Here is a 23,585-nt window from a genome sequence, read left to right as displayed (position 1 = left end):
TGCTAACTTCCAAAATAAATGAATCCGTTTCCATATAAAGTGTAAGTGGACCTTAAAACCACCCACTACAGTGACTGACTTAATTAACCAGAACTAACTTAATTAAATTATTTAATTAAGTAACTATTAAACTCAATTTACTATTAATAGATTTTTCTGTCAACAGTTTTTACCGAATTAGAATATCTGGTCTTTGATATTTTTGTTGGCCGACTGTAATATCCTGATACACCCAATTATTCGTATGAGTGATAAATTCGATTCCATTACCTTTTACAAGAACTGTGTCTTCAGACTTCACACCGGGAAGCGAGGGGTTCCACGCGTAGGCCTGGTTTTCTTTAATTACAAATTCTGTGTGTGGGTCAGCTAGGAATTCTCTTGAAGAATAGCCCGTTAATCCACCCTGGTGCAGCAGTTTCCAATCATTTGGAAAACCTTCTTCTTCGTATTGTTTAATACCGGCTCTAATCACATCTCCTGCCGTATTTCCCGGCTTTGTGGCTGCATTCATGGCGGCATCTATTCTGGCCGCTTTTTCTTTATGGGCTTTTATCTCATCTGACAGCTCCCCGAAATGAACGAACCTGGTAACATTGGCAACTAATCCGTTACGCTCCGCACAAAGCACAATCATCGCCTGCTTCTCAAGTGGTTTATTCGTAGGAATAGGATGACGATATTTAAAGATCCGCTCGTCTGTAGCAACGAGAATCACCTGAATACGAATCCCCTGAGCAAGTACTTTGGATGCCAGGTGAGCTTCAACTTCATACTCTGTCTGACCCGGCTCAACTTCCCGGCATGTTTCCTCAACAGCATGTGCTGCACGCTGACAAAGATCCCGGTAGTTCGCTTGTTCTTGTTCACTGAGCACAGATCTGATTTTCATTAGATCCTCATCAACGACCTCCCAGTCGCTAAATGGAGTATCAGTTGCCATTCTTTTTCCTTCCCCCGCCTGGTGGATTATTTTCTCTATATCCTCGTACCAGTCATCCGATAACACTTCTACCTGATAAGGCAGCTGAGAACACTCCTCCTCAAAAACTCTGCGCTCTTCCATTTTAGAAGTGATGAGATACACTTCTTCAGCTGTTATCAATAAGTCTGCTACACCTAATTCTGTCGTTTGAACGATGTGATTATAGTTACCTCCAGTTAACCAGGAAAAATTATTCCTTTTTCTTAATAGCAGTCCATCAAAGTTATTTCCTTCCATAAATTCCCTTACTTTCTGTATTTGCATTCTATCTCTCCTTTACTATCTTTTTTGCTATATCTGACCGTTTCACAGCAGCGTTTTGCATCGAATTATAATGATTTAACTTACTTAATTAAATTAACTATCTTTTATGTTATTATAGAAATATGAAGAATACAAACTAATTTTAAAATTTCCGTAATTATTGGAGGAATGGAAATGCAAGTTAAAGGCAGCTTCCAACTTATGAAATCTCTGAACCGAACCGTTATCTTGAATAAAATTCGTACCGATGGCCCTATTTCTCGTGCTGATATCGCTAAAGAAACCAAATTGACCCCTCCTACTGTCAGCAGTATTGTTAAAGAGCTGTTGGAGACGGAGCTGGTTATTGAAAGTGCACAAGGGCAGTCGAAGGGCGGGCGAAAACCTACGATGCTCGTTATTAATGCCAAGAACTTTTATATTATTGGTCTTGATGTCGGTCCCACCCAGCTTAAATCTGTACTTACTGATTTAAACGGTACGATTATTCAAGAGAGCCGTTCGGAAATCATAAAGCCCTCGACGAATGAAAAGCTTTTAGAGCTTATGAAGAGAGCCATAGTAAATCTGATGGATGTAGACAAGGAAAAAATTATTGGTATCGGAGTAGGAATGCATGGTGTTGTAGATGTTGCGAACGGTGTTTCCTTATTTGCTCCTAATCTGCAATTAAGAGATATTCCTATTCAACAAACTTTAGAAGAGGCGTTTGGAATTACAGTACGAGTAGAAAATGACGCACGAGCCCTTGTGCTCGGTGAATTATGGTTTGGAAATGGAAGCGGCTCAGAAAATATCGTGGCTGTAAACCTTGGCCGGGGAATCGGTGCTGGGATTATTATCAATGGAGAGCTTTTCCATGGAGACGGCTCTACTGCAGGTGAGATCGGACATATGACGATAGATATCAGAGGGGCTAAATGCAGCTGTGGAAACTACGGGTGTTTACAAACGTTAGCTTCTGGTCCGGCAATTGCGGAGAACGCGGCTAGAGAAATAGCTATCGGGAAAGAAAGCCTTCTTCGTGACAGAGTTGGCAGTCACTTAGACAAAATCGACGGAAAAATGATCTATGAAGCTGCTTTAGAAGGTGATCCTTTAAGCAAGGAAGTATTAAAAGAAGCCGGTATCTATTTAGGAATAGGATTGACTAACCTTATCCATACAATTAATCCTACGAAAATCATTATTGGAGGAGGTGTCTCCAAAGCTGGAGACTTCCTATTAAACAGTGTAAAGGAAACGATCCAAAGCAGAGCAATAACGTCATCGGCCAAACAAACTACTGTTCTTCTTTCTAAATTTGGCGAACAGGCGACAGCACTTGGTGCAATATCTCTAATTCTTTCTGAACTTTTCTCACGAACAGAAACTTCATGAATTTCGACCACCCCTTCTTTTTCTCGCGAAGGGGATTTGGTTATGATCTTTTTAAATAGGACCATTGCTTCCCTTTACATTTTTTTCTAACAGGTGATAATAAGAGATATGGTATATTCGCTAATTCCTCCCAGCTTTTAGTCAAATATTAATTAGGAGAGTGATGGATATCGCTTTTTCTCATTTTCCCTATAAAAATCCTGGCAGTTCTGGCAAAGATGGCCCCCCCGGTATTCCCGGTGAGTGGTACGCCGGAGAAAGTCCATCTATTATCGACTATAATAAATCCCCAATCGTATTTATCCATGGTTTAAACGGATCATCACATATTTGGAGGGATGACAATGATATGGATGACATCGCTTATAATCAAGGGTTTCAAACAGCTTATGCAGACCTCTATCCCGCTAGCGATATGTGGAATAACGGCCAGCTTCTAGCCAGACAGCTTCAAGAGATTTATATGCATTTTGGCGAAAGGGTTATAATCGTTGCGCATAGCAAGGGTGGAATTGATTCACAAACCGCACTTGTCCATTTTGGGGCATCCCCTTATGTGCGAAGTGTGGTTACCCTCTCTTCTCCCCATCATGGAGCCGAGCTGGCAGACTTGGCCTATAGCAGCTGGGCGGGATGGCTGGCAGAAATTATCGGCGGTAAAAATGAAGCCACTTATTCATTACAAACGGGTGCAATGAGCTTATTTCGAAAAAGAACTGACACTCAGCCTAATGTAACCGAAGTTCCGTTTTATTCATTGGCTGGAACAGGATGGGGCACATTTGGCACAGCCCTGTACTGGGGGGGTTTGTACTTAAGGAGCTACGGGAGAAATGATGGAGCTGTAACGGTTGAAAGTTCCAGACTCTCTTATGCGGAAGAAATTGAAGTCAGGGACTGGAACCATTATGAAATCCAGCAGGGAAGCTCGACATTTCCTTTGTTTCATGATTACTTATATGAGAACACCGAATCCCTACAGAAGCCCCCTTCTACCTATGATAGTCCTCCATCTGCGGGTGCTTACATTCGTGGAGGAAAGTGTTCAGGAGAAGCAATAGAATCTTTTTATGTAGAAGATGGAGTGAATTCCATCACCATTAATTGGATGAGTGAAGAAAAGCATAGTGAGTTAACCATAATAACCCCCGGGGGAGAAAAAGCCGCTGACTTTATGGTCCACATAGATGACAGCAGTATTTTTCAAGGGAGCTGCCATCATCTCCTCACAGTTAATAACCCTCTTGAAGGAAAATGGACCATTACCTCTAAGAATAAAAACAGCCATTACTTGTTATCCGTCCTTTTTGAAAGCCGTCTAAATAAAGAATTAGACTTAAACATTGCCAGTGTAAGCGGCCTGGAGTTAACTTTTAAAAAAATGCATGCCTTTTTACAAGGAAAACAGATTTCAAGCACCATTAGAGTGGAACATTATCATAATAGTCAACATACATCACACAAATCAACCTGGGATAATATGAGAGCATCTTCTAAACAAATTTCAACTCTTGGTGAAGGGATCTATAATATTACCGTAGATATAAACGGCAGGACCCCCTGTAACTATCCATTTAATCGAACGATCATCCGCTCCATTTATATGGACCATAACGGCGACCTGCTGAAATAAGAAAAAAGTCTCTTCCCAATTATTAGAGAAGAGACTTTTCTTTATGGCTGCTTAATTAAGCTGCCTATTCCTTTGAAAAGCAAATAAACTATACAAAAGGCTAAGAAACCTAAAATGCTGTAGGCCGCATCAGCAAATTCCATGTTTCCTGCTCCTGTATTACGCTGCTGAATCTCAACAGCAAAGACAAAAACGAGAACCACGGCGAAAGTAAATAGAAACGATATGGCGGTAATGCTCCATTTAGAAATAGCATGAAACACTAAATCTACAAATAAGAGACCTATTATCCCTAAAATTCCAATTACCCAAAAGTGTAATTCTTTATCAGTTAAGTTCAGCCCAAGGCTGTTGGAAATTCCCCAGATCAGTTCATGAAAGATATTCACTATTTCAGCTAATATTAATATAACTTCCCTCAAGAATAAAGCACCTGACTTTCATTAATTATTCCTCATTCATACTATCATACTACATGATAATTCTATGACTTATGAATTCACAGAATATTCTTTTACATTTTACACCAATACAAGTATAATATAGGGATAATGGAAGCCTATTTTTAAGACAGAGGTGGGTGCTCATGAGCCGTAAAAAAAGAAGATCTAAATCAAAAAAAGGCCGCTGGTGGAAGGTTTTGCTAGTCATATCAGGAGCCATTGTACTTACGGCGGGAGCTTTTGCATTATTGGTTTTAAATGATGTGAGGAGTACTGTAAACAATAAGCTCCATGAAGATATAGATTCAATTGATGCGGCGGCTGCAAAGGAAAAGGTGAAAAACGAAGAGCCTGTCAATATCCTGCTTCTTGGGGTTGATGAACGCGAAAATGATAAAGGCCGATCTGACACAATGATCGTGATGACCCTTGACCCTAATCGTGAACAGATGCAGCTCGTGAGCATCCCTAGAGATACGGAAGCAGAGATCATGGGCGATGGGCGGATTACCCGGATTAACCATGCTTATGCTTACGGCGGAAGTGATATGGCGGTCAATACGGTAGAAAACTTCTTAAATATAGAAATTGATTATTTTACTAAGGTGAACATGGAAGGTTTGTCTCAGCTGGTTGATTCAGTTGGCGGTATCACTGTATATAATGAACTGGCTTTTACACAAGATGGGTATCATTTCCCTGAAGGACAGACAACTCTTTCAGGAAGCCAGGCCCTTTCTTACGTCCGCATGCGCAAAGAAGATCCACAGGGTGATTTAGGGCGGAACAGCCGGCAGCGCCAAGTGATTGAAGGCGTTATCGAAAAAGGAGCGAGCCTTAATATGATTAACCAAGTCGGAGACGTCATGGAAGTGTTAGGAAATAATGTAAGCACGAACATGGACTTTGAAGACATGAGGAAGCTCGCCACTAAATATAGCAATGCCCGCAAAAGTACAACCACCTATCAAATGTCAGGGAGCAGCAAAACGAGTTCCGGTATGTATTTAATTGAAATGTCTGAGGAAGAAATAAATAAAACGAGTGAAATGATAAATAACTTTGGATCTAATCAAACGGCCCCTTAAATGCAGAGGCCGTTTAATTTATGCTTTCTTCCGTGTTAAGCCAACGCTTCCTCATTCCCTTTAGAAAGAAAAAAAACTAAAAACCGGTATTGGTTTCTAGTTAGAGAATCTATCTTTTTACTTTTGTTGCTTCATTAAGTCTATTTAATAAATGATCTAATTCAGTAGATACTTCTAAAACACGTTGATCTGTAGGGTTTTCTGAATAAAACTTATACATTTTTAATCGAACTTGTTCTATTTTCTCTTCTAATTCGCTGATTTTATCCACATCCGTACCCCCTAAGAAGATATCCGTCTCAAGATAGCTGCTTTGTGAAGCGGACCCTACTTCTTTTTCTTTATAATGAACACGTTAAACCTGTGGGAGTGTAAATCCAATTCATCGTTTCCCCAGAAAAATATTCACCCACTACTATACTCCAAAAACAGTAAATCTCATATTACATTTCTGTTTCAATTCTTTAACATTACAAACATTGATGCAGATAAGTACTCAGTCTTACAGTAATTCCGTTATTTTTATTATATTACATTTCTGTCTATAAAAAAACAAAAATACGAACTTATGTTTCAGAGCAAGAAAAAGAGGAAAAGAGTATACTACATTTCGTTAGAGGAGGTTCTATGATGGGATTCATTCTATACTTAATAGTCGGAGGTTTAATTGGCTGGCTTGCTGGAGCTATTATCGGCCGTGGTATGCCTCTTGGAATTATAGGGAATATTATAGCGGGAATTGTTGGTGCCTGGATTGGCGGAGAATTATTAGGATCGTTCGGCCCTTCATTGGCAGGCATTCCCATTATCCCAGCACTGATTGGGGCTGCTATCTTCGTATTTATTATTAGTCTTATTATGAGAGGATCACGAAAAAAATAAGAAATGACAGCTCAAGTGTATCTTGAGCTGTTTTTTATTTTTGGAAGTACATGGAATGAAGAGTTACTGATAAATGTATTTATTGTTCTTCTTAGTGAAGCTTTCTAATTCAGTATTCCATTTAGATAAACTAGTTGGACTTACCCCATACTTTTGAGCGATATCCTTCTGAGAAAGACCTGTTGATGGATGAATGGACTGATAATAAAAATATTCTAAGGCAGCTGCCATTACTTCAGGCTTCCTTAAGGCAGGCTTCTTTTTTTTATAAAATTCTTCCCAAAGAAACGTAAGTTCCTTATAGGAACCGTCCTTCACTACTTCCTGATCGACACTCGCCTTTAGAATTTCTATTACAGCTATTTCGGTGTCAGATTCTTCTCTGTTACTCTCCTGCTGATTAAGTTTCTCCTCGGAATAAATCCATAAAGGCAGGTGCTCTTCTAAAAATGTCTCGTGGAAGTATTCGGACAAGGATCGATAGGACGTCTGCTCTTGAAATCCTTTTTCGAGCTTTTTCTGGTAGATTTCATACGTATTAGGCTCTATAGGCACAGCCATAGGGCTGAACCTGTAAAAATCTCCCCAGTTTAGCAGGATCCCTGTGTAATAAGGAGCTGAGTCTAAATCTTCATCCTTTAATGGGATACGTGTTCTGTCTACCTTGTACGTTTCTTCATGAAGCAAATCCCTCACATACACAAATCCTTTAGGATCTACACCGGTCATTTTATAAATACTTGATTTAGCAGTTTCCCAATCTTTTAGAATCATCTCTGTTGCCGATCGTGAAATCTTTTTTTCTGTTTTTCTTAGAAACCGCTGATAAACGGTGGCCCCTCCTTTTTGAGGCATAAACATTCCTTTATAAAGCAAGCGTATAAAGGAATGGACCTCTTCCTCCTCGGAAGCGGGTTTTTTGCTTGGGAACAGGTAGGGGTAATAATCCCGCATATATGCTTGAAATTGAAGAAAATACTGTTCTAAGTCTTCGGCTGCTCTTTTAGAGGGAAATTCAATAAGGTTCGATTTTCCGTGGCATTTCTTATATTTCTTTCCGCTTCCACAAGGACAAGGATCATTCCTTCCTACTTTGGCCATAATTGAGTCTCCTTTCCTATACTATTATAGTTTAGTATAAACTATTTAAAGGAAAAGAGAAAAAACGCTGTTTTTTATCAAATAGGAGGAATTTACAATGCAGACAACAGAGAAGAAAAAAGCACGTCAACTATTCGACAAGTTAAAAGAAAATGCATCCGATTTAGTAAACCAGCCCGAAAAAGCAAGAGTGGTTTTAAAACAGGGAATTGATAAAGCTTTCGATAATGAAGGACCGTTAGCTGAAGTATGGCACGATTTACAGCTGATGTTCGCCATGGTAAGGGATTGGATTCGTGGAAACTATGACCAAGCACCCAAACGTTCAATTACAGCTATTCTTGGAGGAATATTATACCTGGTCGTTCCAATAGATGCTATTCCAGACTTTATTCCGATTGCTGGTTTAGTAGATGATGTATATGTCCTTAATTTAGTGATCAAACAAGTAAGAACAGACTTAAATGACTATAATCTATGGTTAATGGAACAAGATGATCAAGAGAATGAAGAGGATGAACTGCCTGAATCTTAATTTCATGCTCTGTTAGCTGAGAGGAAGCTTAATCGTATGCCTGTAAAAGCGAGAAGGCCTTGCCTTTAGTTAAATAAAAAGCAAAGTAAAAAAGCCGCTCAATAAAGGGCGGCTTTACTTATAATATTTATACAGCGCCTGGGTCCCGCTGTTATTCTCACCACCTTCTGCAATCTGCTCGTACATATTTTTTGCCAGCTTTAGGCCGGGAAGGTCTAAATCCAGTTTCTCAGCTGAATCAAGAGCAATTTTCATATCCTTTATGAAGTGCTTGATAAAGAACCCAGGTGAGAAGTCTCTTTTAATGACTCTTGGCGTCAGGTTGCTTAAAGACCAGCTTCCCGCTGCTCCACCGCTGATACTTTTAAGTACTGTATCTGGATGGAGTCCGGCTTTCTCTGCATAAACAAGTGCTTCTGTAACACCAATCATTGTCGAAGCTATGGCAATCTGATTACACATTTTTGTGTATTGACCTGCCCCGGCTGGCCCTTGAAGAACGGTCTGGCTTCCCATCTCATTAAAGAGAGGCTGTGCTTCTTGAAATGCCGCTTCTTCTCCACCAGCCATAATGGATAGTGTTCCTTTACGTGCTCCAATATCCCCTCCTGAAACAGGAGCATCGATCGCATCCGCTTGTTTACTTTTAGCTTCCTTGGCTATTTTTGCAGCAAGTTCCGGAGAAGATGTTGTCATATCTATAAGCAGTGTTTGAGGATTGATGTGGTTGAGTAAGCCACTCTCCCCAAAGTAAACCTCTTCTACGTCGCTTGGATACCCCACCATTGTAATGACTATATCCGAGTTAGCAGCAACATCAGTAATCTCGTTATGCCAGCTGGCTCCTGCAGTTATCAGTTCTTCTGCTTTTTCCTTTGTTCTCGTAAAAATATGTAAGGGGTAACCTGCCTCCATTAATCGCATCGCCATACTTTTCCCCATCACACCTGTTCCAATGAAACCAATCTTTTTCATCTCATGCATTTTTTTCCACCCCTCTGCCTTTTTCAACAATATAACATAAAAAAGTCCGCTAGTTTAATAATCTAGCGGACTTTTTTATTAACCTTTACTATATTCAATGATCTTCTCTCTAGTGTTTTGAATCTCTGATTCTGGGATATTCATATAATAAATGTCATTAATATACGTATCTTCTCCTTTCATTTGATACGTATGAATGTCATGGCGGGAACTGCGATAATTTTTCACGAGATTTTTTATATCTTTAAATTTCATATTGGTTGCAGCATTATTGCCAAGCACGTTCATCATTTCATCAATATTGTTGGCGATATTTATGTTTTCCCCTTTGTTTATCGTACCCTGAATAACGTCGCGCTGGCGGTCGTTACGCCCGGCATCACCTTGAGGATCGTTTTTTTTCATTCGAACATAAGCGAGAGCTTCCTCGCCCTCAAGCTGCAATGTTCCTTTGTCAAAGTCGTGTCCTCCTTGAGAAAACGCCTGGTCATTCTCTACTTCAATACCACCGACAGCATCAACCATTTGGGAAAGACCATCCATGTTCATTTTCACATAATAATCCAGGTCTACATCCAAAAAGTTTTCAACTGTCTGTACAGACATGTCACTTCCACCATAGGCGTAGGAATGATTAATCTTATCTACTATCCCCTTGCCCGCAATTTCTGTCCGCGTGTCCCTTGGAATACTTACCATCTGCATTCGGTCATTTTCCGGGTCCAGCGATAAAACAATCATAGTATCCGCTCGACCTGTATCCTTCTCTCTCTCATCAACACCCAGCAGTAATATATTAATAGGGTTCTGTTTATTTACTTTTTCCTGTGTTTGATCAATATCAATTCCATCTACATCTCTATGAATATCCTCATCCACCGTTGACTTCACATTATTATAAATAGAATAGAGATAGGCAGCACTTCCGCCTGCGATCAATAGGAAAACAGCAAGAGTAGCGAGCAGCCAAACGTTTTTACGTTTTCGTCTATATCTTACTTTTCTGGATTGCATCTATAGGTCACTCCTTTTTACAGCAAAACATATACCAACTATTTGTAACATAACTCGTCAACAAATTCAAAAAAAGCTGAAAATTATAGTCCGGGCATATAGTCCTACCCATGTAAGATGGTATATCACTTCATTCATCTGTGTATTGTTCACCGATTTGTCACCTGTATCTTCTTCCTCTATAATTTACTGTATGTTTCTGAAAATTTTATCGATATGAGGTGAAAATTTGGATTATACGATTACTCCTTTAGGAGACCAAGCGGTTGTAGTCACACTTAGTGAAACTATTAACGATGACGCCCAGAAGAAAGTTCGCTTTTTAACTCAGACCCTTGAGGAATCCGCACCTGAATGGGTTGTTGAATACATCCCCGCTTTCACGACGGTCACTATTTTTTACAACCCTTTATATTTCAAAAATTCGAGTTTTCCATATGAACAAGCGAAAGCTTACATGGAAGAATTACTTTCCACCGTAACCGAAAAAGAAACGGAAGAACCGCGAACGATTGAGATCCCCGTTTGTTATGGAGGCGATTTTGGTCCGGACTTAGAATTTGTCGCCAAACATAACGGCCTCTCTCCTGAAGAAGTTATTGATATCCATCAGTCTGGAGAGTATATCGTTTATATGATTGGGTTTGCCCCGGGATTTCCTTTTATAGGAGGAATGTCTGAAAAAATTGCAGCTCCACGAAGAGAATCACCTAGGCTGACTATCCCAGAGCGCTCCGTAGGAATAGCCGGAAACCAAACAGGTGTTTATCCAATTGAAACTCCAGGTGGTTGGCAGCTGATCGGCCGAACTCCTGTAAAATTATTCACGCCGGAGGAAGAAACCCCGAGTCTCTTGAAGGCAGGCGACCGGATCCGGTTTAAAGTAATCGAACAGGAAGAATATGAAAACTGGGAGGACCATCAGCATGTTAAAGATAGTTAAAGATGGATTGTTAACCAGCATTCAGGATTTAGGGCGAACTGGTTACCAGAAGTATGGAGTGATTTCCAGCGGCAGCATGGACACTTATGCCCACCGAATCGCTAACGTCCTTGTAGGTAATGAAGAACAGGAAGCCACTGTTGAGGTCACTTTACTCGGTCCTGAAATTAAATTTGAGGAAGACGCGCTTCTTTCAATATGTGGCGGAGATCTATCCCCTAAAGTGAATAATCAAAATGTAAGTATGTGGAAACCCGTCTATATTGAAAGAGGTTCTACTCTTAAGTTTGGAAAGCCAAAGTCAGGATGCCGGGCTTATTTAGCCATTGCCGGCGGTCTGGATATTCCAGAAGTAATGGGAAGCCGATCTACATATCTCCGGGCAGAGCTGGGCGGCTTTAAAGGAAGAGCGCTCAGTTCTGGAGATGAAATAGCTTTTCGATCTGCTCTTTCAGACGAAAGAAAGAAATCTTTAAGCGGAAAAGGTTTTATAGAAAGCAGATGGATGGTGGCAAAAGATATCATTCCGGATTATTCATCCCGCCCTGTAGTTTCGATTATTGATGGCCCTCAATATGACTGGTTTGATAAAAACAGTCAGGAATCTCTTTTCAAAGAATCCTTTAAAGTTTCTTCTCAATCCGACCGAATGGGCTACCGTTTAAACGGACCTTCACTTTCCCTAAAAAAGAAAAAAGAATTAATTTCTGAGGCCGTAGCCTTTGGCTCTATTCAGGTTCCTCCTGATGGAAATCCAATTATTTTACTAGCCGACAGACAGACAACTGGAGGATATCCAAAAATTGGGCAGGCAGCCAGTGTAGAGCTGCCGGTCATAAGTCAAATCAAACCTGGAGAGCAGATATCGTTTAAAAGGATCACATTAGAAGATGCTCAGCGTGCTCTATTAAAACAAGAACAAGATATTCATATCCTTAAACGTTCTATTTCCAATAAATCTAAGGAGGAATAAACATGGGTTACTCAGTAGATATTAATTGTGATATGGGAGAAAGCTTCGGAGCTTATACATTGGGACGTGATGAAGAAATTTTAGACTTCATTACTTCAGCCAACATTGCATGCGGGTTTCACGCAGGTGATCCATCCACGATGAGAAATACAGTAAAGATGGCTCTAGAAAAAGGAGTAGGTATTGGTGCTCATCCTGGTCTGCCGGATTTAGCCGGATTTGGCCGCAGGAATATCCATATTTCTCCTCAAGAAGCTTATGACCTCGTTGTTTATCAAATTGGTGCTCTTTATGGATTCGTAAAGGCACAAGGTGGAAATCTGCAGCATGTGAAGCCACATGGGGCTCTATTCAATATGGCCGCTAAAGACGCTGAATTGTCCAAAGGAATTGCAGAAGCTGTTTACGATGTAGATCCTGAACTTATTTTATTTGGTTTATCGGGCAGTGAACTCGTGAAAGCAGGTGAAAATATCGGTCTCAAATCAGCGAACGAAGTGTTTTCTGACCGCACGTATCAAGAGGATGGATCGCTCACTTCCCGTCGAGAAGAAAATGCCTTAATCACAGATCCCAAAGAAGCAATTCATCAGGTCATCCGTATGGTAAAAGAAAATAAAGTTCAGACAGTCCAAGGTCACGATATTGAAATTAAGGCTCAAACCATCTGTATTCATGGGGATGGGCAGACCGCTTTAGAATTCGCAGATAACATCGCTTCCTCGCTGGCTGAGGCAGGAATTGAAAAAGCTTCAATTAAAAATATTTTATAAGCAAAAGGTGGGAAACAAAGTTGAAAAATACAAACCGCAGTATATTAATAGGTGCCGCTTTTTTAATGGCAACCTCCGCTATTGGACCAGGGTTTCTGACTCAAACCACTGTGTTTACCGAAACTCTTCTAGCCAGCTTTGGTTTTGTCATTCTCATGTCAATCATTATTGACATTGGCGCCCAAATGAACATTTGGCGAATTATCGCTGTCAGTGAGAAGAGAGCCCAGGATATCGCCAATGACGTGTTGCCTGGCTTAGGGTATTTTTTAGCGGCATTAGTAGTAGCTGGTGGATTAGCTTTTAATATTGGTAACATCGCCGGAGCAGGGTTAGGTACTAATGTCCTTTTTGGTATATCACCTAAACTCGGCGCCTTGCTCAGCGGAGTTTTAGCGATAGGGATTTTCACCGTAAAAGAAGCTGGCCGTGTAATGGACCGCTTTACACAATTCCTCGGTTTTCTAATGATTGGTTTAACCATTTACGTCATGTTTACTGCTCAGCCGCCTGTAGGAGAAGCCGCCGTTAAAACCTTTGCACCCGATACCATTGACTTCCTGGCTATCGTTACATTAGTCGGCGGTACTGTTGGAGGGTATATTACTTTTGCCGGAGGCCACAGACTGATCGAAGCTGGCTTAAAAGGAAAAGAAGCTCTTCCGGAAGTTACGAGAAGCTCGGTTTATGCTATTGGTGTAGCTTCGATCATGAGAGTATTCTTATTTTTAGCCGTACTCGGAGTTGTATCTCAAGGACTAGCACTAAATCCAGATAACCCGCCTGCTTCCGTATTTCAGCTCGCTGCAGGAAATATTGGATACAAAATGTTTGGGGTTGTTATGTGGGCAGCAGCCGTAACGTCCGTAGTAGGAGCGGCTTATACTTCTGTTTCCTTTATCCGGTCATTTAGTCCGGTTTTAGAAAAAAATCACCGATACTTAACTATTGGATTTATAACAATTTCTACTATCGTTTTTATATTTGTTGGACAGCCTGTAAATATTTTAGTATTAGTAGGATCGTTAAACGGATTAATCCTTCCGATCGCACTGGGCGTAATGTTATTAGCTGCCCACAAATCGAGTATCGTCGGCAATTACAAACATCCGATTTGGATGACCATCTTTGGAGTATTAATTGTAATTGCTATGTCTTATATGGGTGTTTTCACACTGATTGAGGGTATCCCTAAACTCTTTGAATAACAAAAAGGTCACTGGCAATCCAGTGACCTTTTTTAGCTTGTAGAGAAACCTCATGCTTTTTAGACGACCGACTTTTCTTTTGAAAGGTTAGTGCAAAGGGCTTCGGGAAACGGATCGCTTTCCTTGGGCGTACGGTGAGCTTCCTTAAGGCTTTCGCCTTGTGGGATCTCACTCTGTACTTTCCTCCCACAGGAGTCTCACCGTTTCCCTTCACCCTATCCTAATAAGTTTTCTCTCTCGTTCTATTGGCCTCTTCCCGGGGTCTAAGCTCTTAAGGATCTCGCATGAGCAGGATACCCTTCGCCTTTTTCCACGTAATGGGAAGGGCAAGCAGCGAGACTCTCCTCTATCTAGCTAACTCTGTATAGGAGACATTAATTCTGCTTAAAACCGACAAATATTTCCGAGGAAATATTATGATGAGCTGACTTCTGTAATCATCTCATGGGCTTTTTCCACTTCAGATTGTGGCACCTGCAAATAATAGATGTTATCAATTCTGGTACCTTGCCCTGTCATTTGGTACGTCGAAATATCCTTGCGAGCTGCCCTGTAGTTAGTGACTAAATTTCTCATATCCTCAAATTTCATGTTAGTAGCTACATTATTCCCTAATACATTCATTACTTCATTTATTTTCCCAACAGCATTCATATTAGCGCCTTTATCAATTATCCCTTGGATCACCTGGCGCTGCCTTTCATTACGGCCGGCATCTCCCTGAGGATCATCGTACCTCATGCGTACCCAGGCTAGAGCTTCTTCCCCCTTAAGGTTAATCTCTCCTTCTGAAAAACTCTTGCCAGAATAATCGAAAGCAAAATCATTATGAACGGAAATACCGCCAACCGCATTAACGAGCTGTCCCAAACCTTCCATATTCATACGCAGATAATAATCAAGTTCGATATCCAGAAAGTTTTCAACCGTGTTCACGGACATATCACTCCCCCCAAAAGCATACGCATGGTTAATTTTATCTTCGATACCTTTTCCGGCAATCTGAGTCCTTGTATCGCGAGGAATACTCACCATCTGCATCCTTTCATTCGCAGGATCCAACGTCATAACAATCATCGTATCCGAGCGTCCTCGGTCCCCTTCCCGTTCATCAACCCCGAGCAGCAAGACATTTAACGGCTCCTTCGCCTCAACTTTTTTCTCCGTTATTTCACGATCAATCCCTGTTACTGACTCGTGTATTTCATTATCAACTGTAGATTTCACATTATGATAAATGGAGTAAACGTAGACTGCCACCCCCACTCCAATTAATAAAATTACGGTTAAGGTAATCCAGAGCCATTTCTTTCTTCTCTTAGGCTTATGTAAATCTTTTCTCTTTTTCATTCGTACAACCCCTTAATTCTATGTATTACCATTATAAAATAGTTTGATATGAATTTATACGTTTACACCTATTTTTCAGACTTAATACGACAAAGAACAGAGGCTTAAAGCGCCCTGGTAGACACGAAACGCATAAGCAAAACGGCCGGAGGAAGGTGGCCTCCCCTTTCCGCAGGGCGGATTGCTTATGACGCGAGTGTCTGGGTGCTGGAGCTGGATGTCGCTCTTTTAAACATATATATCCTCAGCTTGGTATTTTATAATTTCCTAGACAACTAAAAAGGCCGCCTGACAGCGGCCTTCCGTAACTTATAGAACTTTACTTAAGAATTCCTTAGTACGAGGATTATCCGGATCTCCGAAAATCTTCTCAGGAACGTTTTCTTCCATAATAATTCCTTCATCCATAAAAATTACCCGGTCGCCCACTTCCCGGGCAAAGCCCATTTCGTGGGTAACGACGACCATTGTCATTCCTTCTTTGGCCAACTCCTTCATAACCGCTAAAACGTCCCCTACTAATTCAGGGTCAAGGGCAGAGGTCGGCTCATCGAAAAGCATGATTTTCGGGTTCATGGCTAATGAACGGGCAATCGCCACTCTTTGCTTTTGCCCGCCTGATAAGCTCTCAGGATAAACATTAGCTTTATCACCAAGTCCGACTTTTTCTAAAATCGGCCTTGCTTCGTCTTCGGCTTCTTTTTTCTTTTTCCCTTTAATCTTTCTTGGTCCAATCGTAATATTATCCATAACCGTCATATGCGGAAAAAGATTAAAGTGTTGAAACACCATCCCGACACGCGTTCTCACTTCATTAATATTTACCTTTTTATCAGTCAAATTATTTCCTTCTATTAATACATCCCCGCTGGTCACTTCTTCTAATAAGTTCAAGCATCTCAGCAAAGTACTTTTCCCTGAACCGGAAGGACCAATGACGCAGACAACTTCCTGTGGTTTGACCTCTAAGTTAATTCCTTTAAGGACTTTAGTGTCTCCAAAGGATTTATGCAATTCTCTTACACTAATCATTAGACATCCAGTCTCCTTTCAACCCGTCGCAAATAAACCGAGGTTGGTACAGTAATAGCCAGATACATGAGACAGACCATCGTAAGGGCCTCAAACGCCGCAAATGTTAGTCCATAATACTGCTGACCCATATAGAGCATTTCCCCAACCGCGATAACGGAGAATAAAGAAGTGTCTTTTAAACTGATAACAAATTGGTTGCCAAGTGGCGGAATCATACGTTTAAACGCTTGCGGCCAAATAATATAACGCATTGTTTGTCCTTTTGTTAAACCAATAGATCTCCCGGCTTCTGACTGTCCTTTATCAATTGAATAAACGGCCCCGCGGACGATCTCTGCAATATAAGCCCCTGCGTTAACCGCAATTGCAATAATAGAGGCTGTGATTTTATCAATATTAAATCCTAATAAGTCCGGAAGTCCGAAATAGATAAATAGGATTTGTGCCAATATTGGTGTTCCCCTTAGTACTTCTACATATACAGAAGCAATTCCATAAACTAATTTGTTCTTCGATAAACGGGCCAGCCCGAAGATAGCTCCTAAAATAAACCCGAAGAATAGACCCACTCCTGTGATGAGAAGTGTATAAACGAGCCCTTCAAGTAAAAAAGGCATTACCCGCATATAGTGACTTTCCATGAAAGCTTCCATCAGTAATAACTCCCCTTATGTCTCAGCCTTTAGTATGTTTAGTGGTTGGTCATAAAAAAGCGCAACAAGCCATAGACCTGCTACGCTTTCTTGCATGTGAAGTTTATTCTGCTTCAGTACCGTATTTACGCTCACCGAACCATTCTTCATAGATATCGTCATAAGTACCATTATCGATTAGCGTTTGAAGAGCTTCGTTTACATCTTCCACTAACTCAGAGTCTTTAGGGAAAGCAATTCCGTACTGCTCACCTTGCAGAACATCTCCCACCGTTTTTAATTTGCCTCCTGAATCATTAGATACATAGTATTGAACGTTAGGCACATCATACATAACGGCATCCACGCGGCCATCTTGAAGATCCATGTAAGCTTCTACAATTCCAGGGAATGTTACTATTTCAGCTTCTGGATGATTCTCTTTTAAGTAACTTTCACTCGTCGTTCCTGAACGTGTGGCGACCTTTTTACCAGCTAGATCATCTTCTGATTGAATATCTGTATTGCTTTCTTGAACGGCAAGCATCAGACCTGCATCGTAGTAAGGATCTGAGAAATCAATTGTTTCTGCACGCTCTTCAGTAATAGTCATACCGGCAATACCAATGTCGTACTTACCTGTCTGCATTCCTGTAACTACGCCATCGAATTTCATAGATTCTATCTCTACTTCAAAACCCGCTTCGTCGGCAATCGCACGAATTAGATCCATATCGAACCCGGTCATTTCACCAGTTTCTTCATCGAGGAATTCAAAAGGAACGAAGTTATTATCGGTCGCTACAGTATATGTCTCGCCACCATCTCCTTCAGAACCTTCTGACTCTGATGAACCACACCCTACAAGGATGATAGAAAGTAGTATACCTAATAAAAGCCAGCTTAATTTGTGTTTTTTCATCTTGTCTCCCCCTTTTATAGTCAATATTTATTATCTCAAAGATTGCTAATCACGTAAATATTCTGAATAATCTCGAATAATATCATATTCCCCTATTTTTCTATTCTTCTATCAAATTAAGAGCTCATAGCTTAGTAATCCTCAGCAATCGTCTTATTTACTCCTTTTTTCATAAAATTAATGGGATCTTTCGAAAAGTCCTCGACATTTATAGACCAAATTCCTGTGTATTTTCAGAAAATTAATTCCAATTTTTCATATCTTATTTCCCATACCTTTGAATTTTATATAATGATATGATGTTAGGCGGACACTGGTTTGAGTACTCAGGGAGGTAGTTGTCAATTAGTTTAAGTCGTATTATAATAGTTCTGTTTCTTCCTCTTTATTTGTATATTTGTTATAAAGAGATGCTAATTGAGTCCTACGAAAAACTAGATAATAGATACATAGAGTAAAAAGCCGACCCTTCTTATAGATCGGCTTTTTTATTTAGATTCAGGATGCATGAGCATTTTTTCGAGTTTTTTTTCTCTCTTTCAACGAGAATCCCCACCTTGCAGACATTATCCATAATAGCAAGGACGACAGCGAGACTCCTGCAAGAAATTAACATAGTCAAAAGACAAAATAAAAAGCAAACAAACTTATCGTGTAAAATTCTCTCAAATTCATTAATGTAATCAAACGTTCACCTCCTATACTCCTGCTCAAATCTTTACTCATATATGTAATATGCAAAAAGCCCCAGATTCTAAAGAACCTGGAGCTGTTAGCTTTTTTCCATAGACTTATTTAGCTTTATGACAACGCCGCAATTCCTAATTTTCCTCCAGCTGATCTGTAATAAGCATATGGCCGGGGGCGTGAGAAATCATAATTTCCGGTTTCGCCTGCAGACCTACATTTTGTGGAGTAACTCCGCAAGCCCAAAATACAGGAATTCGTTCTTCCCTGTTAAAAACGACGCTTTCCCCATAGTCAGGATAATTAAGATCCATTATACCGATCTCTTCTGGGCTGCCCACATGGACAGGACCACCATGAGACGTTTGAAAGTTATTTGTGATTTCAACCGCAAGCTCTACTTCTTCCGGTTTGAGAGCCCGCATACTAACTACCATATGACCTTCAAAGCGGCCGGCTTTTTCACAAGGGATATTTGTTTTGTACATAGGGACAACACGCTGCTGATCTTGATGAAGAAGCTTTATTCCATCATCTAATAAAGCTTTTTCAAATGTAAAGCTGCAACCGATTAAAAAAGTTACAAAATCTTCTCTCCAGTACTTCTGAATATCGTGAACTTCCTCTTCCAGCTTTCCATTTTTATAGATTCTATATTTCGGCAGGTCTGTCCGTATATCTGCTTCTGCGACTCGCGGTTCAAATTGCCCTGGTTCTAGTACGTCAATAATGGGACAGGGTTTTGGATTACGCTGGCAAAATAAGAGAAAGTCAAACGCATATTCTTTAGGTAGAGTAATCATATTTGCTTGCAAATAATTATCACACATACCAGAGGTCGTCCCTCTATCCAGCTGGTTACGGAAACGGTGACGCTGTTCCATCGGTGTTACCATTTTATCTTCCTCCTTTTCTTTACTATATCAGAAATAAAAAACAACCCGTGAATCCGGGTTGTTTTACTGTTCAGAAGTCGTTATTTTTAAATGTACTCGATAAAAAGCAGAAAACGTTAGAAAAGCAATGATCGATCCAGTGAAAAGTGGAATAATTAACGGAAAAATATACAGGCTGATCATCAAAATAATTCCACTGCAAATCACGATCGCGGCGAATAATATAGGACTTCCTATCGTAATTACAAACGAATGCTTAATCACTTTAAGAAGCTTCATATCATAATGGACAAGGACGCAGAGAAAATTAATTGTCCATACAAACAAGAGTATTCCCATGATTAGAAAAGCATTCATTAGAAAAGAGTTTCTAGTTGAAAAATAGTAAATATCCGCAGCGAGAACGCTCCATAGTAAAACGAAGACAAGTCCGCCGGTCATGCTTTTGAAATAGTTTTCTTTATAGTAACTGAAATAAGACTGTTCTCTATTCCCTTCCTCTTCTTTTTTTACCCACTCTCTTGCCTTAGCAAAAAGTGCGGCAGTTGCAGGAAAGAACACAAAAGGTGTCAACAGCCCAAGCGGGAATAAAAGATAAAAACCAAGGTCACTGTTTTCAAGTGACAATAAGCTGAGAAGAAGAAGACCCACAGGCAGATTAAACAGGGCCCATTGAAGATTCCCCAATGAGAACTTCATAATCCATTCACTTACTCCAAATAATCCACCCATTAAACCTTTGGCCATCTTCATCTCTCCTTCTTATGATCTTACGCCCACCACATCTCAGCAGGCTGTTCTTCTATATTAACGGCTTTTAAATTTTTCACAGCCTGGCTGAAACCTTCGCTGATTGACATAATTGGATCTTCATGTTCGATGCTGATGACGTGATCATATCCAAAAGTTCTAAGTGCACTTACAATATTAGACCATTCCTGGATTCCATGACCATACCCGACAGATCTGAAGCTCCATGCTCTCGTTCTTACTTCACCGTATGGCTGCATATCTGTCAGGCCATACATGTTCACATTTTCTTGGTCAATGTACGTATCTTTTGCATGGAAGTGGTGAATTGCTCCTTCTTTGCCAAGAATCTTGATGGCTGCAACTGGATCAATCCCCTGCCACCATAAATGGCTTGGATCTAAGTTCGCCCCAACGGCTGGGCTTGTGGCTTCGCGCAGTTTAAGCATTGTGAAAGGTGTATGGACAAGAAAACCTGCGTGCAGCTCTAATCCAATCTTCACATTATTTTCTTCAGCTAATTTCCCCTGTTCTTTCCAATAAGGAATCAGCTTTTCTTCCCACTGCCACTGCAGAATATCGGAGTACTCTGCCGGCCACGGAGTTACCGGCCAGTTAGGTGTAGTGTCATTGTCAGATCCAGCTGGAGTACCAGAGAACGTATTAACAACTGGAACATTCATTAATCCAGCTAATTTTACTGTTTTTACAAAAGCGTCGTGTGATTCTTTCGCAAACTTCTCATCAGGAGAAATTGGGTTTCCGTGACAGCTGAAGGCACTGATCGTAAGGCCCCGGCTGCTGACCTTTTCTAAGTACTCGTTACGTTTTTCTTCACTTTCTAAGAGATCGTCCACTTTACAGTGAGCGTCTCCCGGGTAGCCGCCAGTACCAATTTCAACTGCTTTTAACCCTGACTCTTTAGCTTTATCCAGCATCTCTTCAAAAGAAAGGTCGGAAAATAATACAGTAAATACTCCTAATTTCATAATTTCGTACCTCCTCGATTAAGTTAACTTCACACTTGAACCAATTTCACTACTTTTATAGATAGCTTCCATTAATTTCGTAACCTTCAAAGCCTGCTCCGGCTTAACGACCAACTCATCATTTCCTAAACAGCTGTCTACGAAATTTTTGGCCTGGTAAAAGCCAGGGCTTAAATTCGCTTCTTTCAAATTAGGCTGGCTGTTCCATACCGTTCCGTATTTTGTCTGGTAAAGCTGAAACGGATAGACGTCCATTCCGCCATCGACTCCTGAAACGCTAAGAGCTGTATAATCTTCTTTAATATTGGCTGCCCACGAACATTCAAACTGAAGGGACATACCATTTTCAAAAGTAATATAGCTTGTTACATGGTCGTCGACATTAAAAGTTTCGTGATCAAAGGCACCCCAGTCATTTACCTGACCCGGCGTCTTGCTTAATTTGTCGTAAGTTTTCCCGATAACTTCAACAGGCTTTGGATCATCAAGCAGCCATAAGGCTAAATCCAGTAAGTGACAGCCAAAATCGATTAAGCTGCCGCCCCCCTGCAGATCTTTATTTGTGAAAACTCCCCAGCCAGGTACTTTGCGACGGCGCATGGCCTGGACTCTAGTAACAAGCGGTTCACCAATCTCCCCGTTAATAATCGCTTCTTTTCCGAGCTTTCCTTCCGGTGTAAAACGATAGTGATAGGCAATGGAAAGTAACCGGTCATTTTTCTGAGCGGCTGCGATCATTGCTTGACATTCTTCTGCAGTAATAGCCATTGGCTTCTCTACCAGTACATGTACGCCAGCTTCTAAAGCAGCAATAGCGATTTCAGAATGGAATTTATTTGGGGTACAAATCGTAACAGCATCTACTTCTTTAAACAGCTCGTTATAGTTCTCAAAAACGTGAGGAATTTGAAAGTTTTCAGCAGCTTCTTTAGCTCGCTCTACATTAATGTCCTGAAGAGCTGTTAATTCTACTATATCCTGCATACCAGAGTAAGCAGGGATATGCCGCTCCTGAGCAATCCCGCCAACTCCGATGACTCCCATTTTTAACTTCGCCATATCATCACTTCTCTACTTTCGTGATTTTACCTGACTCACTTGATTCCAGCGCAGCAATGATAACTTCCAGAGAACGCTTTCCTTCTTCTCCGTCAATCAGAGGCTGCTTATCTTCAAGCACGGATTCTACAAAATGGTCTATAACACCTGTGCTTGTCTGGCCGCCTGAATCATTGGATTGGATCTGGCCCAGTTCATATTTAACAGTGTCTCCATTAGAATATTGAGCAACTAAAGAGTACGTTGGATCATCTTCTAAACGCAGAATCCCTTTTTCTCCGTAAATAACAGTCGAATTATCTTCACCTGCATTGTAAGCCCAGCTTGCTGTAAGCGTTCCAACAATTCCGCTGCCTGTACGAAGGATACATACAGCGTTATCATCTACTGTAATATCACGTTTTGCATTGTTTTCAACAAATCCTGCTACATCGGTAAATTCTTCTCCAAGAATGTGGCGTAGCAGATCCGCTTTATGTACGCCAAGGTCTCCCATTGCACCAATAAACGCTTCGTCTTCTTTAAAGAACCAGCTGTTCATGCCATCCGCACTCCAGCCTTCAGGACCGCCGTGTCCGAATGTCGTGCGGAAGCTGTATACTTTGCCGATTTCTCCGGCTTCGATTATTTGTTTTGCCTTCTGATGAGAAGGTACAAATCGCTGGTTATGAGCAATCATGAGCTTTCTTCCATTGCGTTCTGCTGCTTCAATCATTTCATTTGATTCCTGACGGGAAGTTGCCATCGGCTTTTCGCAAAGAACATGAGCTCCTGCATTTAAGGCTGCAATAGAAACAGGTGCGTGTAAGTAGTTAGGTAAGCAGACACTTACAAGGTCGACCTCTTCTTTATTAAGAAGTTCTTCATAATCCGTATAAGAATGAGCACCAAATGCTTCTGCTGTTACCATTGCACGCTCTTCGACAATATCACAGACAGCTGTAATATCAACATTTTCATTCGCTTCATATTCCAGCAGGTGACGATTCTGGGCAATACTACCACAGCCGATTACTGCTACTTTTAACTGTGTCATTTACATTTCCTCCTCTTAAATCA

23 protein-coding genes and 1 pseudogene are annotated in these 23,585 nt (G+C 40.7%); 9 read left to right on the top strand and 15 right to left on the bottom strand.

The genetic code is table 11. The features are described 5' to 3' along the window. Positions 1-169: 169 nt before the first annotated feature. Entirely contained in the window at positions 170-1,249 is a 1,080-nt protein-coding gene (locus HUS26_RS01955) for a Xaa-Pro peptidase family protein (RefSeq protein WP_173915559.1), read from the bottom strand. Between the two features lie 174 nt (positions 1,250-1,423). Here HUS26_RS01955 and HUS26_RS01950 point away from each other — a divergent pair, with 174 nt between their 5' ends. Next, complete coding sequence (locus tag HUS26_RS01950) at positions 1,424-2,629, top strand: ROK family transcriptional regulator (protein ID WP_173915558.1); 1,206 nt, start codon at positions 1,424-1,426, stop codon at positions 2,627-2,629. A gap of 163 nt (positions 2,630-2,792) precedes the next feature. Next, positions 2,793-4,262, top strand: a complete 1,470-nt coding sequence (locus HUS26_RS01945; RefSeq protein ID WP_173915557.1) for a hypothetical protein — start codon at positions 2,793-2,795, stop codon at positions 4,260-4,262. A gap of 41 nt (positions 4,263-4,303) precedes the next feature. Here the strand turns inward: HUS26_RS01945 and HUS26_RS01940 are convergent, their stop codons facing one another. Beyond that, positions 4,304-4,684, bottom strand: a complete 381-nt coding sequence (locus HUS26_RS01940; protein WP_173915556.1) for a hypothetical protein — start codon at positions 4,682-4,684, stop codon at positions 4,304-4,306. Positions 4,685-4,848: 164 nt separating this feature from the next. On the opposite strand from HUS26_RS01940, the gene HUS26_RS01935 reads away from it, so the two are divergent. Beyond that, on the top strand, positions 4,849-5,793 hold the full coding sequence (locus HUS26_RS01935) for an LCP family protein (RefSeq protein ID WP_173915555.1): 945 nt from the start codon (positions 4,849-4,851) through the stop codon (positions 5,791-5,793). 109 nt (positions 5,794-5,902) lie between these two features. Here HUS26_RS01935 and HUS26_RS01930 read toward each other — a convergent pair whose 3' ends face one another. Then, entirely contained in the window at positions 5,903-6,064 is a 162-nt protein-coding gene (locus HUS26_RS01930; RefSeq protein ID WP_173915554.1) for an aspartyl-phosphate phosphatase Spo0E family protein, read from the bottom strand. A 359-nt stretch (positions 6,065-6,423) separates the two neighbouring features. Here HUS26_RS01930 and HUS26_RS01925 point away from each other — a divergent pair, with 359 nt between their 5' ends. After that, positions 6,424-6,675 carry a GlsB/YeaQ/YmgE family stress response membrane protein gene (locus HUS26_RS01925; RefSeq protein ID WP_173915553.1) on the top strand — a complete coding sequence of 84 codons (252 nt, stop codon included), beginning with the start codon at positions 6,424-6,426 and terminating at the stop codon, positions 6,673-6,675. Positions 6,676-6,738: 63 nt separating this feature from the next. Here the strand turns inward: HUS26_RS01925 and HUS26_RS01920 are convergent, their stop codons facing one another. Beyond that, positions 6,739-7,776, bottom strand: coding sequence for an SEC-C metal-binding domain-containing protein (locus tag HUS26_RS01920; protein ID WP_173915552.1), 1,038 nt, complete (start codon positions 7,774-7,776; stop codon positions 6,739-6,741). Positions 7,777-7,873: 97 nt separating this feature from the next. Between HUS26_RS01920 and HUS26_RS01915 the strand changes: the two genes are divergently transcribed. Continuing rightward, on the top strand, positions 7,874-8,311 hold the full coding sequence (locus HUS26_RS01915; RefSeq protein WP_173915551.1) for a YkvA family protein: 438 nt from the start codon (positions 7,874-7,876) through the stop codon (positions 8,309-8,311). A 114-nt stretch (positions 8,312-8,425) separates the two neighbouring features. Here HUS26_RS01915 and HUS26_RS01910 read toward each other — a convergent pair whose 3' ends face one another. Together HUS26_RS01910 and HUS26_RS01905 are read right to left on the bottom strand one after the other, a co-directional pair. Continuing rightward, entirely contained in the window at positions 8,426-9,286 is an 861-nt protein-coding gene (locus tag HUS26_RS01910; protein ID WP_173918711.1) for an NAD(P)-dependent oxidoreductase, read from the bottom strand. Between the two features lie 87 nt (positions 9,287-9,373). Next, a complete protein-coding gene (locus HUS26_RS01905) occupies positions 9,374-10,309 on the bottom strand; it encodes an LCP family protein (RefSeq protein WP_173915550.1) in 936 nt (311 codons plus the stop codon). 229 nt (positions 10,310-10,538) lie between these two features. Between HUS26_RS01905 and pxpB the strand changes: the two genes are divergently transcribed. The 4 genes from pxpB to HUS26_RS01885 all read left to right on the top strand — a co-directional run bounded on the left by pxpB (position 10,539) and on the right by HUS26_RS01885 (position 14,206). Further along, on the top strand, positions 10,539-11,252 hold the full coding sequence (gene pxpB, locus HUS26_RS01900) for a 5-oxoprolinase subunit PxpB (protein ID WP_173915549.1): 714 nt from the start codon (positions 10,539-10,541) through the stop codon (positions 11,250-11,252). Then, positions 11,236-12,225, top strand: coding sequence for a biotin-dependent carboxyltransferase family protein (locus tag HUS26_RS01895; RefSeq protein WP_173915548.1), 990 nt, complete (start codon positions 11,236-11,238; stop codon positions 12,223-12,225). The genes pxpB and HUS26_RS01895 overlap by 17 nt, the downstream gene beginning before the upstream one ends. Positions 12,226-12,227: 2 nt before the next feature. Then, positions 12,228-12,998 (top strand): LamB/YcsF family protein, encoded by a 771-nt coding sequence (locus HUS26_RS01890; protein ID WP_173915547.1) that lies wholly within the window; start codon positions 12,228-12,230, stop codon positions 12,996-12,998. A gap of 65 nt (positions 12,999-13,063) precedes the next feature. Further along, complete coding sequence (locus HUS26_RS01885; protein WP_173918710.1) at positions 13,064-14,206, top strand: NRAMP family divalent metal transporter; 1,143 nt, start codon at positions 13,064-13,066, stop codon at positions 14,204-14,206. 414 nt (positions 14,207-14,620) lie between these two features. Here the strand turns inward: HUS26_RS01885 and HUS26_RS01880 are convergent, their stop codons facing one another. The 9 genes and pseudogenes from HUS26_RS01880 to HUS26_RS01840 form a co-directional block, all read right to left on the bottom strand. After that, positions 14,621-15,556, bottom strand: a complete 936-nt coding sequence (locus tag HUS26_RS01880; protein ID WP_173915546.1) for an LCP family protein — start codon at positions 15,554-15,556, stop codon at positions 14,621-14,623. Between the two features lie 309 nt (positions 15,557-15,865). Beyond that, on the bottom strand, positions 15,866-16,588 hold the full coding sequence (locus HUS26_RS01875; RefSeq protein ID WP_173915545.1) for an amino acid ABC transporter ATP-binding protein: 723 nt from the start codon (positions 16,586-16,588) through the stop codon (positions 15,866-15,868). Then, on the bottom strand, positions 16,588-17,244 hold the full coding sequence (locus tag HUS26_RS01870; protein ID WP_173915544.1) for an amino acid ABC transporter permease: 657 nt from the start codon (positions 17,242-17,244) through the stop codon (positions 16,588-16,590). The genes HUS26_RS01875 and HUS26_RS01870 overlap by 1 nt, the downstream gene beginning before the upstream one ends. Positions 17,245-17,347: 103 nt before the next feature. Beyond that, entirely contained in the window at positions 17,348-18,145 is a 798-nt protein-coding gene (locus tag HUS26_RS01865; protein WP_173915543.1) for a glutamine ABC transporter substrate-binding protein, read from the bottom strand. Positions 18,146-18,966: 821 nt separating this feature from the next. Continuing rightward, positions 18,967-19,731, bottom strand: a pseudogene (locus HUS26_RS01860) (putative hydro-lyase); the annotation flags it as partial. Between the two features lie 60 nt (positions 19,732-19,791). Beyond that, positions 19,792-20,475, bottom strand: a complete 684-nt coding sequence (locus tag HUS26_RS01855; protein WP_254434117.1) for a YesL family protein — start codon at positions 20,473-20,475, stop codon at positions 19,792-19,794. Between the two features lie 23 nt (positions 20,476-20,498). Beyond that, positions 20,499-21,467 carry a sugar phosphate isomerase/epimerase gene (locus tag HUS26_RS01850; protein WP_173915540.1) on the bottom strand — a complete coding sequence of 323 codons (969 nt, stop codon included), beginning with the start codon at positions 21,465-21,467 and terminating at the stop codon, positions 20,499-20,501. 18 nt (positions 21,468-21,485) lie between these two features. Next, on the bottom strand, positions 21,486-22,526 hold the full coding sequence (locus HUS26_RS01845) for a Gfo/Idh/MocA family protein (protein ID WP_173915539.1): 1,041 nt from the start codon (positions 22,524-22,526) through the stop codon (positions 21,486-21,488). A 4-nt stretch (positions 22,527-22,530) separates the two neighbouring features. Continuing rightward, positions 22,531-23,562, bottom strand: coding sequence for a Gfo/Idh/MocA family protein (locus HUS26_RS01840; RefSeq protein ID WP_173915538.1), 1,032 nt, complete (start codon positions 23,560-23,562; stop codon positions 22,531-22,533). Between the last annotated feature and the right edge of the window lie 23 nt (positions 23,563-23,585).

The sequence above is a fragment of the Halobacillus sp. Marseille-Q1614 genome (assembly GCF_902809865.1).
In the GTDB taxonomy this organism is placed as follows: domain Bacteria; phylum Bacillota; class Bacilli; order Bacillales; family Halobacillaceae; genus Halobacillus_A.
Note: the sequence above shows the minus strand (reverse complement) of the source record. Positions and strands in the feature narration are given on the sequence as shown.